The sequence below is a fragment of the Alphaproteobacteria bacterium genome (assembly GCA_037200005.1).
Lineage (GTDB): Bacteria > Pseudomonadota > Alphaproteobacteria > UBA9219 > RFNS01 > JBBCGY01.
The window spans coordinates 1,713,867-1,731,521 of the sequence record JBBCGY010000001.1 but is presented as its reverse complement, the minus strand read 5'-3'; the positions used below and the strand labels follow the sequence as shown (position 1 = coordinate 1,731,521).

Annotated in this window: 12 protein-coding genes and 1 pseudogene; 10 read left to right on the top strand and 3 right to left on the bottom strand. The window is 54.2% G+C overall.

Translation table 11 applies throughout. The features are described from left to right. The first annotated feature begins 1 nt into the window (after position 1). Positions 2-4,342 carry a hypothetical protein gene (locus tag WDO70_09045; protein MEJ0063329.1) on the top strand — a complete coding sequence of 1,447 codons (4,341 nt, stop codon included), beginning with the start codon at positions 2-4 and terminating at the stop codon, positions 4,340-4,342. 20 nt (positions 4,343-4,362) lie between these two features. On the opposite strand, the gene WDO70_09040 is transcribed toward WDO70_09045, so the two are convergent. After that, a complete protein-coding gene (locus WDO70_09040; protein ID MEJ0063328.1) occupies positions 4,363-5,745 on the bottom strand; it encodes a hypothetical protein in 1,383 nt (460 codons plus the stop codon). 121 nt (positions 5,746-5,866) lie between these two features. Between WDO70_09040 and WDO70_09035 the strand changes: the two genes are divergently transcribed. From WDO70_09035 to WDO70_09010, 6 genes and pseudogenes are all read left to right on the top strand, one after another. Further along, the gene (locus WDO70_09035) at positions 5,867-7,033 is read left to right on the top strand and encodes a glycosyltransferase family 1 protein (protein MEJ0063327.1); all 1,167 of its coding nucleotides are present in this window, start codon (positions 5,867-5,869) and stop codon (positions 7,031-7,033) included. Continuing rightward, a pseudogene (locus tag WDO70_09030) lies at positions 7,030-7,989 on the top strand (GDP-mannose 4,6-dehydratase). Before WDO70_09035 ends, WDO70_09030 begins: the two are co-directional and overlap by 4 nt. A gap of 147 nt (positions 7,990-8,136) precedes the next feature. Beyond that, positions 8,137-9,144 carry a GDP-L-fucose synthase gene (locus WDO70_09025; protein MEJ0063326.1) on the top strand — a complete coding sequence of 336 codons (1,008 nt, stop codon included), beginning with the start codon at positions 8,137-8,139 and terminating at the stop codon, positions 9,142-9,144. Between the two features lie 17 nt (positions 9,145-9,161). Beyond that, positions 9,162-9,902, top strand: coding sequence for a glycosyltransferase family 2 protein (locus WDO70_09020; protein MEJ0063325.1), 741 nt, complete (start codon positions 9,162-9,164; stop codon positions 9,900-9,902). 97 nt (positions 9,903-9,999) lie between these two features. Continuing rightward, positions 10,000-11,118, top strand: a complete 1,119-nt coding sequence (locus WDO70_09015) for a glycosyltransferase family 4 protein (protein ID MEJ0063324.1) — start codon at positions 10,000-10,002, stop codon at positions 11,116-11,118. An 8-nt stretch (positions 11,119-11,126) separates the two neighbouring features. Beyond that, a complete protein-coding gene (locus WDO70_09010) occupies positions 11,127-12,092 on the top strand; it encodes an SDR family oxidoreductase (GenBank protein MEJ0063323.1) in 966 nt (321 codons plus the stop codon). A gap of 12 nt (positions 12,093-12,104) precedes the next feature. On the opposite strand, the gene WDO70_09005 is transcribed toward WDO70_09010, so the two are convergent. Together WDO70_09005 and WDO70_09000 are read right to left on the bottom strand one after the other, a co-directional pair. Further along, complete coding sequence (locus tag WDO70_09005) at positions 12,105-12,281, bottom strand: Flp family type IVb pilin (GenBank protein MEJ0063322.1); 177 nt, start codon at positions 12,279-12,281, stop codon at positions 12,105-12,107. 102 nt (positions 12,282-12,383) lie between these two features. Next, entirely contained in the window at positions 12,384-13,100 is a 717-nt protein-coding gene (locus WDO70_09000) for an FkbM family methyltransferase (protein ID MEJ0063321.1), read from the bottom strand. 273 nt (positions 13,101-13,373) lie between these two features. Here WDO70_09000 and WDO70_08995 point away from each other — a divergent pair, with 273 nt between their 5' ends. The 3 genes from WDO70_08995 (at position 13,374) to WDO70_08985 (ending at position 17,489) form a co-directional block, all read left to right on the top strand. Continuing rightward, a complete protein-coding gene (locus WDO70_08995) occupies positions 13,374-14,324 on the top strand; it encodes a hypothetical protein (GenBank protein ID MEJ0063320.1) in 951 nt (316 codons plus the stop codon). 242 nt (positions 14,325-14,566) lie between these two features. Next, positions 14,567-15,817, top strand: a complete 1,251-nt coding sequence (locus tag WDO70_08990) for an integrase arm-type DNA-binding domain-containing protein (GenBank protein MEJ0063319.1) — start codon at positions 14,567-14,569, stop codon at positions 15,815-15,817. Positions 15,818-16,664: 847 nt separating this feature from the next. Continuing rightward, complete coding sequence (locus WDO70_08985) at positions 16,665-17,489, top strand: hypothetical protein (protein MEJ0063318.1); 825 nt, start codon at positions 16,665-16,667, stop codon at positions 17,487-17,489. Positions 17,490-17,655: the final 166 nt, after the last annotated feature.

Sequence of the window (17,655 nt, the reverse complement as noted above, 5' to 3'; positions counted from 1 at the left end):
TATGGATTCCATCACTCCATTGTCATTTTTTGTCGAAGCCGGAATGGCAAGCGCTTATTTGGCGCTGAAATTGTTTTTGGTTTATTCTACGGGCAGGTTCGCACGAGCCAAATCGGCATTTGACCGGACATCCAGCTTGATCGCAGGCTGGCTGATGGTCCAGGTGCTGCAATCCGGGATCATTCTCGGTCTTTCTGCCATCGATCTGATGCGCTGGCCTTATTTCCTGGTTTGCATCGTTCTCTGTGCCGCCTTGATTCATTGGCGAACGCGCAAACTGCAATTTGGCGCTGAATCCATCCGAACGACTTGGCGCGTTTATTTGCCGCTTATGGCCATAGCTTGCGTTTTTCTGGCGATGTGGCTGCGGTCGATGTTTCTCTATGATTACACATGGGATGCGCAAACTTACGGGCTGCCGCGCCTCGTGATCTGGCTGAATGCCGGCAGCGTCTTTGTGCATATGCCGACTCCGCAATTGAATCTCTTCGTCAATGAATGGAATGGAGAATTTAATGCGCTAGCTTATGCGCTGGCTTCCGGCTCATATCTCGGATTTGCCTTCGGCAATCTGGAAGTGCTGCTGACGCTGTTTGCCGCGAGCGCTTGGACGGCGTTTTTGCTTGGCGCTCCTCTGTTCTGGGCGCTTTGTCTCGCGGCGATATTGGGGTCTACGCCTGCCATGCTCGGTCTGGCGAGTACCGTCAAAGGCGATCTTCTCGCCTGCGCGGGATTTATCATGGCCTGCGGCTGGCTTGTCTATATTAGACGAAACAATCGGTCACCCTTGGCTTTCGGAATGCTTATGCTAGCTGCGGCTTTGGCTGTAGGAGCAAAAGTTTCCGCAGCGTTGCCCGTCGTCGCTATTCTGATTCTTGCCATCGGTTCAATAGGCTGGATCGGTTTCCGCGGCCTTTGGCGGTCGCCGAGATGGAATGGGCTAGGTTTGATTGCGGGCTTACTGATTTTTTCATCCCGATTTTGGACAAATTGGGTTGTCTACGGAAATCCCCTGAAGCGGGTTGACGGCGAACAGGCGACGTTCGGTCTTGGGCACATGCTCGCAAATTTCAAACTTGCCGGAGAGATGTCGTTCGGAGTCTGGCAAGAGTTGCAGGGCAAAGGGCAAATGTGGGCGCTTGCGGGCAGCATGGGTGCGACAGCATGGTTAATAACTATCGCCGCCGCATGGTCGATGGCCGCTATTATCAGGCAGTGCCGAATGTCGCCGGCATTGCGCTATCCTCTCATGACTTCTTCCATAAGGCCCCAATGGCTGGTTTTGACCGGCTTGGGAATCCTCGCGGCCACTGCCGCGTCGATGACATTATCGGACGCCTATCCTTGGGCTTTCCGTTACTTTGCGCCGGCAATCATGGCGCTTTTTCTCGGCATTGGGGCATTAGCCATTCGCAGGGAGACGGCTGGTGTTGGCGGCGTCTTTGCCATCGCGGCTGTTCTAACGGTTATAGCCAACCTTGCGATCACAGCGCGTCCCGGCGAAGTTATTCCGACGCCTCTTCCCGGTCCGATGATGATGGAGATCAAGCAAGCGGACACGCCTTTGAAAAGGCTGAGCTTGTTCAATAAGGGGGCCTATCAGACATCGATGGTGGATACGCTGGGCCTTGACGCGGAGAAGCCGCTCAATGCTCTGGTGCTCAATGAGCTGAACACGTCATTGGTTCCCGTTCTGGGCAGCCGCGCGCAGAATAGAATCCAAACCGTGGCCAACGGCGCGGCGTTGCTCGTCACCGCCGCGCAGCCCGGATGGGATGCCGTCGCGATCATTCAGAAAAAAGAGTCGTTAGATAGAAATCTCAGTGTCGCTTTGGAACGACAGGGCTATTGGATTGCCATCAATGAGGTGTGCAATCATGCCTACTATGTTGTTGCCTTGCCCAAATCGAGAATAGAATTAATTCCCGTGGCCGATTTGAAAGGCATGCAGTGGACAACATGGAACGCAGCGTCCGGAGCCAAGCTAAAAATTAGGAATGGATTGCCTGAGGTTGAGAACGTGCGTCCTGTCGATGCCGGATTTGTTAGCCAAGAACTTCGGTTGGACGGCTCGACCTTAGTTAAGGCGAGTTTCGAGGGTGAAGTTGCCGGAACGGGCGACCACGCGGCGCATCTATCTCTATTCGGCAGACAATTTGTTGTCACTCTATCGCCCGGAAAATATTCATCTTCACAGTCATTTCAGGCAATTATCCCCGCGCTTGGCAAGGATTCAATGCAGCGTTTGGTGTTTGGCTTGGGTGGCTGGGTAGAAGGCAGCGGACATTTGCGATTGACCAGCCTGGAGGTTTTTCAGTTGCGGATAGTAGCTCGAGAAGATGCTGCCGGCCCTAAACAAGAATCCTCGTTTCCGATGGCCTTGATTTTCACCATGACATTGTTGGTTGGATGCGCGGTGGTTGGCCGCTCACTTTTTCTAGCTTGCGGAATAACGAATCTTTCGCTCATGGGATTCAGTTTCGTTCTTGGATATGGAATTTTCGGTTTGATGCTACTCCTTTCCTTGAAATATACCGGCAATCTGGCGATTGGCGCCGTGATTTTTGCCATAGGGGCTGCCGCAATAGCTCGACGGGAAATCCGTTTGAAGATCACGGCAGGCGCGATTTCGCGGCAATCGTTTAATATCGCACGGATAAAAGCGCGCGTGCGCGTCCATCTTGACGGCTTCGTAAGTCGACCGATGGAGATGCTGATCTTGGCCGTTATAGTTTCTTGGGTGGTTGCCGTTGCATTAGTTTATCTTCCGATGGCGACGCTAGCGGAGGATCTACTATATCAATTCCCCGATATCTTCGATCTGCCGAAGCATCTTTTTGCGCAAATGTCTCTTTACAAAGCAAACGGATGGCCGCCGCCAAGCCCCTTCCTCTCGAACGAAGCATTCGCCTACAATTTTCTTTTTTATTTTCCACCGGCCCTTGTTGCTAGGCTGATTGGCAGCCCGTTGGCGAATTTTCAAACCTTTCCTTTCGCGGTCATCGCCATCGGTGTCGCGCTGCCTATGACAATTCTCGATATTGCACGCCATGTGACGCGAGCAAAATCTGTGCATTTGGGGAGTGTTTTTCTCGCTACGTGGGTCGGGGGTCTAACGCCGTTATTGGTGAAAGGCACGCCGCCGATCGGCTTCTTTTTGTATACCGAGAAATTGCTTACAACCTCCGTCTGGGTAGACGAACCCCTTCAATCGTTGATCTTTGTCCCGCAGCATGTTTTCGCCGTGCTTTGCGGTTTGGCAGCTATGTTCTTGTGGGCAAACGTCCGGTTCGGGCCAGGTGATTATAAACGCATATTCCTGGCCGGTATCATCACTGTGGTGGGTGCCCTTTCGAGCTTTATTCTCCTTCCCCATCTTGCCGTTTCGTTGGCGGTTGGAATGGCGCTAATCTTTTTTCTGCATGGGAGATCTTTTGGCCGCGGCACCCTGAAGGCTATTAAAGAATGTTCCTTGGTCATGGCGGCCTTAATTCTGCCCTGTATTCTCGTTTTTCCTTTTCTGATCGAAATATTGCAATGGTCGGGGGGAACCGGCGTCATGGCGACTATTCCCAAACTTTCAAGTCAATGGCTTTATGTGCTAGCGGCAATAGGAACGGTGGTGCCGTTAGCGATTATTGGCCTGACACCAGTGCTTCGCGGTCCGGGCAGCCGTGACATTGATTCGCCGGGGCGGCGCACTCTCGCCGGGGCGGCCATTCTGGCTTTTGTCGGCATGATCGGATTGTCGTTTGGCGGCTATCCTGACGCCGGTGTCAAATCTGGATTATGGATGCGCATTGTTCTTGTTCCACTTGCTGGGATTGGTCTGCTTGTCCTCAGTGGCAAGATGAACTGCCGGCGGAACAAAACTCTCGGCTTGCTGGCTGCCGCCGTGCTTTTTCTTGGTATCGCCCTTCTCAATTTTCCGACGACGAAATATTATATTCAATCGGCTTGGCGGCCGATTGATCCTGGGGTTAAGATTTTTATTAATCATGTCCGTGCGCTGCCAAGATGTTCCCGAATCGCGATTTTCTCGCCGGCACAGGTTCTCGCGGCGCTTTCCGGCCGTCAGATGGATTTCGACTTTTCTCTAATCCGCGCCGACGCCTATATGCCGCCTGCGGGCAGGCTTCGAGCGAAACATTTCTGGGACGGATTGATGCAGAAAGATTCTGAAGCGTGGTCGGAACTCCATCGGCATTATGATACCCTTGTCGCGCCTGCTGGATCGGCAGCGGATGGAATGCTTGCCGGAATGTTTAAAGATAAAAGTTCAGTTGGCGGTTATTCGATCTACCCGATCAACAATGCCTGTGGCGTCGCGGACGTCAACTAAGCTATTTCGGCGGTCGAAGCTTAACGTACAAATCTATTCGGATATGCGGCAAGATACTGGGCGCGTATCACGTTGCTCGCATCCATTTTCATGAGATGTTCCGGCGTGTTGGCCCGGAATTGATTGGTGGCAAAACGGAAGCAGCGCGATATTTCGGCATAAGGTGTGCCGAGACCAAGCATGAATACCAAAATCAGGGGAAATGTCGTTCGCCATGGCCTGGTCATTATGATTTCAATGACAACAAACGCCAGGATAGCCATAGCCACTGCCGGGACGCGCATGGCGAAGTCGTTGGCAGACCCGATGCGGGCAATCGGAGCAATGAGAAGCACCAAAACCGCAGTGCCGAACATCGCTCGCCGTTCCGTGCCGATGGCCATGACCAGCAGAGCGAAGATGCCGAATTCCAAAAGCCAGAAACCGATAAGATTTTGCATCGTCCAGTCGGGAACATTAAATATCCAGTCGTGCGGGATTGCTTGCGCATCCGCGAGCAGATAACCTAGGAGCGGCGGCGCGAGCGTGGCGACCGACAAGACATTGCTGATGCTGAATAGCCGTCGAAAGCTTTTTGCTCCTGCGGTGATGAGAATAAAGGGAACGACTCCGATGGCGCAAAATGGTGACCAGAAAAATACCGCGAAGAAAAACAGTCCCGCATGACGGATAATGCGGGCCAATGAACCGGCATTAAGAAGCAATCCAGCGGCGATCCATGTCGCGAGCCCATGTTGCGGCGCCCAGACCAAGCTGGTCATGGTCGAGGGAAAAACATAAAATGTGGCCCACCACTCAAAATGGTTGGGCGGTCCCATGGACTTGCCAGTCAAGGCGGTGCCAAGTTGATCGGCGCCGCTGAAAAACATAAACATAAGCGCGATGGGTATGGCCAGCCATTGCTTCTTGAAGCCGGACTTGGCTTTTAGCGCCTCTGCCAATAATAAAAAAACCAGCCACAAACCTAAAGCGGACCATGTCGTCATGACATAATCAATTGCCCGCGGTCCGAACAGCTTGCAAATTCCGGCCGGCGCCAAATACCAGCCGAGGTAATAGCGGAGCATTTCCGGCCCTTGACCGAAATCAATGACGACCGGCCAGGGATTGTCGATCAGAAGATGCAGGATGACGTAATGCTTCTCGTAATCACTGCTTTGCCATAGGGGCGGCAACATGCCGGATGCGCCAACGATAATGAATGCGAGCAAAAAGAGGCACCCTATTACCGGCCGCGATAATAGAGGTTGCTCAACGCCGTCGCACAGCAATCGCCGGAGCGCCCAGCCGATGAAGGCGAGTCCTGCCGCCGCCATCAAATAATTCGAGAAGAACAGCAGAAAAATCGCCAGCGGCAGGATCAGGTAAAGCAGCGCGGCGGCCTGCCAAATCGTTGGGCGCATGGGTCCATCCTCTCGAGCAAAGCACCGCTGATATAAGCACCGGACGAAAGCCCGCACAACAATCTTGGGTTTTTCTACGGCAGGGGTTATACCTTTAAGTCCGAATAACAGAATCGACATTATGCATCTCGGCTTCGACATTTCACAAACCGGTTCCGGCAGGGCCGGCTGCGGCTATTTCGCCCACGCCATGATTCAGGCGATGCTGGAGCTTGCGCCGGAGCATCGTTATTCGCTTTTCCCTAGTTTTGGCGATTTTTATTTCGATGCGCTGATGCCCATCATGAACCCCTATTCCGGCCGTCATGCCCATTACGGCCCGCGGCATCTCACGCGCGATACCGCCCGCGCGTTTTGGAACGGGATGGAAGTCGAAAACGCGCTGGGAATGCCGGACATCATTCACGCCAATAATTTCTGGTGCCCGGTTCAACTGAGATCGAGCCGTCTGGTTTACACTTTTTATGATATGGGTTTTGCCGTCGATCCCACCTGGACGCCCGAGGCCAATCGCGTCGGATGTTTCAACGGCGTTTTCCGGGCGGCCGTGGCCGCCGACTGGATTGTCGCCATCTCAAACGCCTCGCGGGATCATTATCTGAAGACATTCCCTCATTTCCCCGAAGATCGCATTCGCGTTATCTATCCATGTTCGCGATTTGCCGATCCGGCTTCGGAAGGGAAGCGGCCGAGGAGCTTGGACAATATTCCCGCCGGAAGCTATTGGCTGAATGTGGGCACGATCGAGCCGAGGAAGAACCAGCGCCGTCTCGCCGAGGCTTACGCCCGTTATCTGGCCCTCGGGGGCGCGCCCATGCCGCTGGTGCTGGCGGGCGGCAAGGGCTGGATGATGGAGGATTTCCAGGGTCATCTGGATCGCCTGGGGATTGCCGGCCATATTGTGATGACGGGCTATGTGTCGGACGATGAATTGGTCTGGCTCTACCGGCATTGCTATGCCAATCTCTATCCTTCGCTGTTCGAGGGGTTCGGCTTGCCGGTTCTTGAAGGAATGCAATTCGGCGCGCCGACGGTGGCCTCGCAATCCAGTTCGATCCCGGAAGTGGCGGGAAATGCCGCCATCCTGCTCGATCCGGGCGATGGGGAGTCATGGGCGCAGACGATGCTGTGGCTTGCGGCGCAGCGCGAGGAGAGAAACCGGCTTGGCGCCGCGGCGCTGGTTCAGGCCGGGCGGTTCGAGTGGAAACGCAGCGCGATGGGTTTGCTGGAGCTTTACGAGGAGGCTTTAAGGACTCCCAAAAGGCGGATGGCGGAGATGGCGGCATGAAGACGGCACTGATTACCGGCATCACCGGGCAGGACGGCTCGTTTCTCGCGGAGATGCTGCTCGAAAAGGGTTACCGGGTTGTTGGGATGGCGCGGTCGGAAAGCTGGCATCGCCCACATAACGCCAGCCATTTGGCCGGGAAGATCGAAGTCCTGTTCGGCGACATGGCCGAAGAGGCGGATATCGCCGCCGCCGTCGCCGAAGCCAAGCCTGACGAAATCTATAATCTCGCTTCTCAGTCCCGCCCCGGGGAGTCATGGGCGCGGGCGCCGGAGACGTTTCTGGTCAATTCTTTGGGGGCGATGCGTCTTTTCGAGGCGGTTCGGCGGCACTGTCCGTCCAGCCGCGTCTATCATGCCTCGTCGTCCGATATGTTCGGACGCGTTTCCGGCGCGCCCCAGAATGAGCAAACGCCGTTCAATCCGGTGAATCCTTACGCGGCGGCCAAGGTGTACGCCCATCAAATGGCCCGCATTTACCGCGAAAGCCATGGCCTGTATATCGCCAGCGGCATTCTGTTCAATCATGAAAGCGAGCGCAGGCCGCTGCATTTCGTCACGCAAAAAATTGCTTATGGCGCCGCGTGCGCCGCGCTGGGAATCTCCGATTCATCGGATGTAAACGAAGCCGGAAGGCCCGTCGTCGAAGGCGGCAAGCTGGCGCTGGGCAATCTGGATGTCGCGAGGGATTGGGGCTATGCGGGCGATTTCGTGCGCGCGATGTGGCTGATGCTCCAGCAGGAGCGCCCCGATGAATTCGTGATCGGAACCGGACGGCTGCATACTTTGCAGGATTTATGCGAGGCGGCTTATCGCTGCGTGAACATGGACTGGCGGGAAAACGTCGTGAGCGATCCGGCGCTGATGCGGCCCGTCGAGTCCGGGCAAACGGTCGCCGATGCTTCGAAAGCGCGGCGGGAGTTAGGCTGGGAACCCGCCGTCGGTTTCGAGGACATGGTCGAAAAAATGGTTGCGGCGCAAATATCGAGGCTGAAAGATGAGGCTGCGGACGCCGAATCGGCGGGAAGGGCCTCGAATTTCCATAGGGAAGATATAATGAAGAAATCTTTGATTGTCGGGGCGGGCGCGGATAAACAGCCGGCCATGGATAAAGACGCCAAAATTTACGTTGCCGGACACCGGGGTCTTGTCGGCTCCGCCCTCGTGCGCAATCTGCGCGCGAAGGGATACGCCAATATTTGCACCCGCTCTCATGCCGAGCTCGATCTGACGAACCAGGCCGCGACCAATGCGTTCTTCGCGCGGGAAAAGCCGGATTATGTTTTTCTGGCCGCGGCCAAAGTCGGGGGCATCGCCGCCAACAGCGCGTATCCCGCGGAATTCATTCGCGACAATCTGGCGATCCAGGACAATGTCATTCGCGCCGCATACCAGAACGGCGTGGCGCGCCTGCTGTTCCTGGGGTCCAGTTGCGTATATCCCAGGCTTGCGCCGCAGCCGCTCAAGGAAAACTGCCTGCTGACGGGACCTTTGGAGCCGACCAATCGCCCTTATGCCCTGGCGAAGATCGCGGGCATCGAGATGTGCTGGAGCTATAACCGTCAATATGGGACGCGCTATCTCGCCGTGATGCCGACCAATTTATACGGTCCGGGTGATCATTACGATCTGAACAACAGCCACGTCATTCCGGCCTTGATCCGCAAGTTCCACGAAGCCAGGGAGCGCGGCGACGGGGAAGTCGTTGTCTGGGGAACCGGCACGCCCCGGCGCGAGTTTTTGTTCAACGAAGACGGGGCGGATGCTTGCGTCTTTGTGATGAATCTGCCGGATGAGACATTCGATGGCCTGTTGGGCGGTGACGAAGCGGCAAGCGAAAAATTCGAGCCGCCGCTGGTCAATATAGGCGTCGGCGAAGACAGAACCATCGCGGAATTGGCGCGGGAAATCAGCCGGACGGTCGGGTTCGAGGGTGAGATTGTTTTCGACGCCTCCAAACCCGACGGCACGCCGCGCAAGCTTATGGATGTCAGCCTGCTGCAGGGGCTGGGCTGGCGCGCCTCCACCTCGTTGCAGGACGGTCTGGCGAAGGCTTATGAAGATTTCCTGTCGCGCTATGCGGCAGCGCCGCCGCGCCGATCCGCGGGATGATGCCGTCCGAAATCCCTATGGTCACGATTGCGGTGCCGTCCTTCAATCAAGGGCGCTTTCTCGCCGACGCCCTGAATTCGGCTTTCGCCCAAGACGTTCCCGTGGAGGTTTTCGTCGCCGACGGCGGCTCTTCGGATCAATCGGCCGCGATCATCGAATCTTTCGCGCCGCGGCTGGCCGGGTGGCGCAGCCATCCGGACTCCGGCCAATCGGCGGCGATCAACGAATGCATCGCCAAGGGCAAGGCTCCGTATGTATGCTGGCTGAACAGCGACGACATGCTGCTTCCCGGCAGCCTGAAGGCGCTTCTGGAAGTGCTGGAAGCAAAGCCTTCCCTCTCCGCCGTTTATGGCCGCGCCTGGAATTTGGACGATCGCACCGGCAAAAAGACGCCCGTATGGGTGGAGCCGTTCGACAATCGCCGCCTGGCCCTGCGCTGCATCATTTCCCAGCCCGCGACGCTGATGCGAAGATCGGCGTGGGAGGCCGTGGGCGGCCTCGACGAGAAGCTGCGCATGGCGATGGATTATGACCTGTGGTGGAAGCTATACCGGCATTCCGGCGCGCTGGAATTCGTGGATCGTTTCACGGCGGTCAACCGTATGCACCGGGATACGAAAACGCGCAACAACCGCCGCCAGCATTACCGGGAGGCGATGGACATCGTTCGCAGGCATTATGGCTCCGTGCCGCTGAAATGGTGGCTGGCTCAGGTCTATTCTGTATGGTTCAAGGCGCTGGAAGCCAAATTGAGCTGATTCCCGCCGCTTTCCATGCAATACCCCATCTTGAATCGCTCACCGCTTAATCGTAGGGTTCCGCGTTCGGCACCGAACAGCGAATCCTGGATGGCCAATGCGCGTTTTGCACTTCTATAAGACCTATTTTCCGGACACGGTCGGCGGCGTCGAGCAGGTCATCTATCAATTATGCCGCGGCACCGCCCGCCTTGGCGTGCAAAGCTCGGTTTTATCCCTGAGCCGCGATGTCGTGGATCGTACCATCCATCTCGACGGTCACGAGGCGCATCGGGCGCGGATGAATTTTCAGATCGCCTCCACGGCGTTTTCCGCGTCGGTCTTTCTGCGTTTCGCGCAATTGGCGAAGCAGGCCGACATCGTGCATTATCACTATCCCTGGCCGTTCATGGATATCGTGCATTTCGCCACCCGCCTTAAAAAACCGGCGGTGGTCACCTATCACTCGGATATCGTCCGCCAGCAAACGCTGCTCAAATTTTATCGCCCTCTCAAGCACCGTTTCCTGACCAGCGTGGATCGTATCGTGGCGACGTCGCCTAATTATTTCGCCACCAGCCATGTGCTCGAGCGGTATCGCGACAAGACGGCGGTGATTCCTATCGGGCTCGATAAATCTTCCTATGTGACGCCGTCCCCTGATTTGCTGGCGAAATGGCGCGCCGAATTGGGAGAGCGGTTTTTCCTGTTCGTGGGATTGATCCGCTACTATAAAGGACTGCATATCCTTTTGGATGCTATTCAGAATACGGATTATCCCGTCGTGATCGTCGGCTCCGGTCCGGTCGAGGCGGAATTGAAAGAGCATGCCGCGCGCCTGGGCCTGAAGAATGTGCGTTTTCTGGGCGCGCTGCCCGACGAGGATAAGGTCGCGCTGCTGACGCTGTGTTACGCCGTCGTCTTTCCGTCCCATTTGCGTTCGGAGGCGTTCGGCATTTCTTTGCTGGAAGGCGCGATGTACGGCAAACCCATGATCTCCAGCGAAATCGGCACCGGAACAAGCTATATCAATATTAATGGCGAAACCGGGCTGGTCGTGCCGCCCAGCGATCCCGCCGCGTTCAGGAATGCGATGCGTTATCTTTGGGAGAATCCCGAAACCGCCGCCGTCATGGGCCGCCGCGCCGAAGAGCGTTATGCGCAATTATTCACCGCCGAGCGCATGGCGGCGAGCTATGCCGATCTCTATAAACAACTGCTTGCGGAAGGTTCGTGAGAGAACGCATGACACAGGCCTTCCCCCTTGTCCTGGTCAGCGGCGCTAACGGCTTCGTGGGGCGGGCGCTTTGCCCGAGGCTGCGTGAAGCATGGAACGTGCGCAAAGCCTATCGCGTTTTGAATCGGGTGCATGGCGATGATAGCGTTGCGATAGGGGATATCGGCGGCGGTACGGATTGGCGCGCCGCCTTGAGCGGATGCTCGGCCGTCGTCCATTTGGCCGCCCGCGCCCATGTGATGTGCGATGTCGAGCCGGATTCCCTGGAACGATACCGAAGCGTCAACACCGCCGGTACGATCAATCTGGCGCGGCAGGCCGCCGAAGCGGGCGTGCGGCGATTCGTCTTCGTCAGCACGGTGAAAGTGCAGGGGGAGGGCCGGGAAATTCCCTATGCCGAATCCGACCGGCCCGCGCCGCAAGACTCATACGCTATTTCCAAATGGGAGGCCGAGCAGGGCTTGCGCGAAATCGCGTCCAGCACGGGATTGGAAGTGGTGATCCTGCGTTCGCCTTTGGTTTACGGGCCGGGCGTAAGCGCTAATTTTTACCGCTTGCTGCGCGCGGTGGATTGCGGTTTGCCGTTTCCGTTCGGCGCTTTGAATAATCGCCGCAGCCTGATTTATACCGGAAATTTAAGCGACGCGATCGCGGCCGGCCTTACGCATCCGGCGGCGGCGCAAAAAACATTTCTGGTTTCGGACCGTCAGGATGTTTCCACGCCCGAGCTGATCGATGCTCTGGCGGCGGCGATGCGCCGTCCGGCAAGGCTGCTGCCGGTTCCGGTGGAGCTTTTGAAGGCCGTGGGCGCGATGCTCGGCAAGCGCAAGGAAATCGACCGGCTGACCGGCTCGTTGGCCGTGGACAGCGGCCTCATCGGACGGGAATTGGGCTGGAATCCGCCATGCTCCCTTCAGCAAGGGCTGGCCGAAACGGTGGCATGGTATAAAAATCAGACGATTTCGCCGGAATAAAATCCGCTATCGTTATTTCGTCGCGGTTTGCATGGCGGCGCCGACTTTGTTGAACATCGACGTCGTCTCGCCGGCAACCAGGGGGAAGACCGCCGCCATGGCCGTCACCAGCAACGCGCAAATCAGGCCGTATTCGATCGCCGTCGCGCCACTTTCTTGCCGCCAGAATCTCTTCGCCAAATTGCGCATTTGCAAATCCTCCGTCGAATAATATGATCCATTATTGGCGTTTAATTCTAAAGATTTTGTAAGTATCCGGTGGCTTTTGAGTAAAAAATCCTGGAGCTATGGTTAATTCCCATTCACCTTGATTTTGTCGGCGCGATAAAAAACGCCGTCGATCTGCAATTGCCGCACGAGCTCGCGCGAGAAATAAGTGTCGAACAATAAGTGAGGCTCGAAGCCCCGCGCCTTGAGCAGCGCGATGAGTCCGTCGAACAATGTTTCGCCGTTATAAAGCGGCAGCAGCGACATCTCGATCTGCAGGCCGGTGACGCGCTCCCACATTGGTCCCAGCCCCTCCAGCACGTCGCGCTCATAGCCCTGCGTGTCGATCTTGACGAAAATATTGGCCTCGGGCGCGCAATGTTCGACGATGACGTCGGCGAGCGTCCGCATCGGCGCTTCGATCTTCGCCTCCATGGCCGTGCCGGGAATCGCGGCCATCAGCGCGTCATGCGCGGGCAGGATGCTGCTCATATCGGTGCTGGCGGACTGGCGCAGCGTGGCGATGCCGGGCGCGGCGCCTATCGCCATGCGCGGCGCCACCGTCCAGCCCGGATCGCCGCGCGCCGCGCGCCGCAGCAGCGCATGGGCCTCCGGCAGCGGCTCGAACGAGATGATCCTGCCGCGATAGCCGTATTCGCGCAGCGCCTTGCCCGTCTGCCCGACATTGCCGCCGATATCGAGCACGGTATCGATGCCATGCGCCGCCAGCGTCATGACGATCTTTCCCATGACGGTCTTGTGCGGCTTTTCGCGGCGGAACAGGGAGATAAGTTTGCGCATGGGTGTGGGAATGAATGAAAGGGGTCGTCTATCTCCGCTCTTTTCGGAAGCTTCGAGGCGACATTCGATTTGCTATAGGCTTTGCCAAGTAAATTAAATGACGGAGAGGGTTTGTGAGCGAAGCTCCACAAAAGATTAGATAAGTGTCTGCTACTTGCCACTATCTGTCGAGGGCAATTATTAATCTGCCGAACGATTGGGTGGACAGGCTCGCGGCCCTTCCCTTAAGATGCAGGTTGAGCGCCAGTTAAAATTTATCCGGAAATTTGCTACTTGAAAAATGCATCCCCGCTTTTATGGATTGTTTTTGGCGTTGCCTATGCGCTCGCAATGCGATTGCTTTTTGAACACGCTACATATGGTCTAAGGGTTGTTTCTATCGCTTTTATGCTCGGAACGCCCTTTGCAATTGGGGCTATTACGGTTTACGGCCTCCGGCACACCAATCCCTCGATTGACAAGATGATTTTTGCGCCGTGGCTTGCCATATTGCTAGCATTGGTGGGCTCTGCTGTGACTATGCTGGAAGGGGCTATTTGTATTGGCCTGGCATCGCCTTTGTTTTTTATCATATCAAGCATAGGCGGCCTGATTATGGGACTTGTCTTGAGGTGGTCTAACAAAGGCAAGGCGACGCTTAACTCCATTCTTCTGCTGCCTATAATGTTGACGCTTGTCGAGCCGGCGATTCCGCAACAGTCTAAATTTCTGGAAGACCGCGCTTTCATCGAAGTGGCTGCCAGTCCCCATAGAATCTGGGGAGAGATATTAAACGCCCGGAATATTCGTAGAGAGGAGTTGCCTCTGAATTTCACGCATTGGATCGGGGTGCCGCGCCCGCTCGAAGGTTTTAATGTCATGACGCCACAAGGCGAAGTTCGATATTCTAAATGGGAGCGCGGAGTCAATTTTTCCGCCCTCGTGACCGAACGGATCGAAGATCGCTCAATTACCTGGCGTTACAAATTTACCCCTGATTCTTTCCCCGAGGGATCTATGGATGAGCACGTTAAAATCGGCGGGCAATACTTCGATTTGTATGACACGACATTTAATCTTGTGCCTGTTTCAGAAAATTTGACCAAGCTTGAAATCATCTCTCATTACCGAGTTGCGACAGACGTTGATTTTTATGGAGTTCCGGTTGCGCGGCTAATCGCACATGATTTCATGTCGACCATTTTGCATTTATATAAGTTGCGCAGTGAACGAAGCGCTAGCTGAGGCCGCCAGACTGCTGCATACATATAATGATATGCTAATGGCGGAGAGGATGTCTAACTAACCATTTTTCTGCGTCATTCACCTCTATTCACCTATGTCCCATTATGGTATGATTCTCCTTGAATATCAAGAGAATAATGAACACCCGTGTCTTGGTATTCAAGACTGTTTATACGCGCGAAAAATGACCTTGTAGGTCATTTTGTAGGTATATATCCACCTCAAAAGTTGGGAGGAAGAGAATGGCAAGAGAGTTCTGCAAACTCACCGCTATGCAAGTTAGAAGTTTGAACACCAAGGGGTTCTATGCGGATGGTGGGAACCTTTATCTGCAAGTGAGTGGAACTGGTGCAAAGTCATGGATATTTCGTTTCATGATGTATGGCAAGGCCCACATGATGGGTTTGGGGGCAACCCACGTCGTTTCATTGGCGGAAGCACGACACCGGGCTGCTGAATATAGAAGGTCGATCAGCGACGGGATCGATCCTTTAGCCGTGAGAAAGGAGCGAAAGGAAAAGGCTAAACTTGAAGCTTCGCGCGCCATTACCTTCAAGGATTGCGCGGTCGCTTATATCAAGGCGCACGAGGCGAGCTGGAAAAACGAGAAACATGCTTACCAGTGGACAAGCACCTTGGAAGGCTATGCCTATCCTGTCATCGGCAAGATGCCGGTACATGAAGTCAACGTCGAGCATGTGCTGGCGATTCTCAAGCCTATATGGAAGGAAAAAACCGAGACCGCCTCCAGATTGAGGGGAAGGATCGAGTCGGTATTAAACTGGGCTTATACGATGGAATATCGGCGGGGAGAGAATCCGGCCGTCTGGAAGGGAAGGCTGGAAAACCTGCTATCGAAGCCGTCCAAGACTAAAAAGATTAAACATCACGATGCCCTACATTACGACAAAGTCCACGTATTTATGGCTGACCTGGCCGCGAGGGAGGAAATGGCGGCCCGAGCCCTAGAAATGGTGATTTATACGGCTTCGAGAACCGGGGAGGTCATTGGGGCCACATGGCCTGAATTTGATCTCGATAAGGGCCTATGGATTATCCCCGGTAGCCGCATGAAAGCTGGACGCGAGCATCGTGTTCCCCTTTCCGGCCCCGCTATAGCGATTTTAAGAAAGCTACGTGAGGGGAACCCAGCTGGGAAAACTCTCAACTGGGTCTTCTTAAGTGGCAGGAGGAATAAACCCCTCTCCAACATGGCAATGCTTGCTTTGTTAAAGCGCATGGAACGAACGGATATAACCGTTCATGGGTTCCGCTCTACGTTCCGTGACTGGGCTGCCGAACAAACCAACTATCCCAGCGAGATCGGAGAGGCGGCCCTGGCGCATATCTCCAAGGACAAGACTCTCACCTCGTACCTTCGCAGTGATTTCTTCGAAAAACGGCGTCAGATGATGTCTGATTGGGCGTCCTGGTGTCTCAAAAACAAGGGTGAAATTCACTCTGAAAATACGCCTGTGAACGGCAGTGAATAATGCGTTTCTATATCCGTTCATAAGCGTATTTTCTTCAGTGTCAAAAAGGCCACAAAGCCGCGGAAATGCTAGGATTTTTCGCGTGTTGCGAGCGCGTTTTTCTTGACTTTTTCATCAATTTTTGGTATCATCGGGGGCTTAATAACGGAAGGAGTCTGGATGACGAAACGATAGTCAGAAAGTTTGCAGTGTACAATTCTTAGGTCAGTATTTTAGCAAGACTCATTTCGAAGGAATCCCCATATACAGCACGACCTTGTTCGTGCGACCGGACTGGTGATCGAGCATCATTCGATGTGCGAGGGCTAGTCTTGTCGCTATTGCAAGGCATGTGATCTTTCTGATGGCAAGATTCTGCCATCCCTTTGTGACCCCCAAATCGCAAAGTGGAAATAATTGGGAGTGCAGTAGGCTATCCGGCCTATTGTTGATAAAAACCTTTATCGAGGACGTAGCTATGTTCCATGAAGACCAAGGCCAACAAACAATTGCCCAGAGTGACCGCGTTAACAATCAACCTAGTGTTGCCTTCACAATTGAGGGTACAGCGAAAATGACTTCTCTTAGCCGAGGCAGTATTTATGCGGCTATGAATACAGGAAGCCTGCAGGCCAGAAAATGGGGAGACCGGACGATTATTCTGCGTTCCGATCTCTTGCAATGGCTAGAGGCTCTGCCGCCATACAAAACGGCAGCTTAATCTTAACATAAGGGGTGTCGGTCGTGGGTGCTTATGCATTCACGGCCGGCACTCGCCATCAACATTCAGGACTGTTTTCTGATGAGGGCTTTCCATGCCCGAAAATCGGGCGCTCGTCCTTTGTCAAAATCCAAAGAGAGGTTCAAAATGATGAATGACTTCATTCATATATTTGATGTCAGAAGTGAGCAGAACAAAAAATTGGCTGAATATTTATATGAGTTTGAAACTCCGGGACAAGCTTGTGAAGACAGAAAAAAGCGTATCCGGCAATTAAGAAATTATGGTGGATCAGCCGGAGAAGAACTCGCCGACAGGATCGAGGATTGTCATTGGGGTTTTTCTGTAAATAGTCACAAGCATGCACCTTGCGCATCACTGGCTTGCAGCGTCTGCGCTCGCGCTTATCGCTTATGGCTGGCAGGACGGGCGAGAATTTTGCTCAAGCCGTACAAGAAACACCAACTGCAATGGGTGACTATTATTCCTAAAAAAGGCGTCCCATATCATACGTTGCGGAAGTTCGACCATACTCGACTTAAAAGGAGCATTCAGCGGATTCTGAGGGAGAGTATCCCCTCTAATGTAGTCGTCGTAGGTGGGATGGATTTTAATATCGATGATCGGGGTGAGAAAACGCTCTGGCAGCCACATATACATATCATTGTGGTTGGAGAGGATCGCGAAATGGATAAGCTTCGTAAGCATTATCAAGGTAAAAAAACCTGCACGGGCTCATCTCAATGCAAAATCGTAAGCGTTTATAAAAGAAAGAAACTTCTCACTTACATTTTCAAAAATGATTTTATTAGAAAGGAAAAATCTCCAACAGAAGAAGACCAAGAAAATAAATTAAGGGTAGGGGAATTGTGTGAGCTCCTGCTGTACCTGGATTCCATGTCCTTTGATGATCGATTGATCACGAGGAATCTATCCAGAAGGAAGGATAAGTTAGTCTACAAATCATACTAACATCCATCCCATAAACTTGAATTCTTCCTAAGAAATTGAGGGTGAGACACGGGTTTTTTCAGGGAAAAGCTGCTCTTTTCAGCAAAATATCAGGAGATATGAAGTCTCTCAACAAAACCCAATCACACACTGCGGTTTTAAACTTAGGGAAAATCTGAGGGTGAAT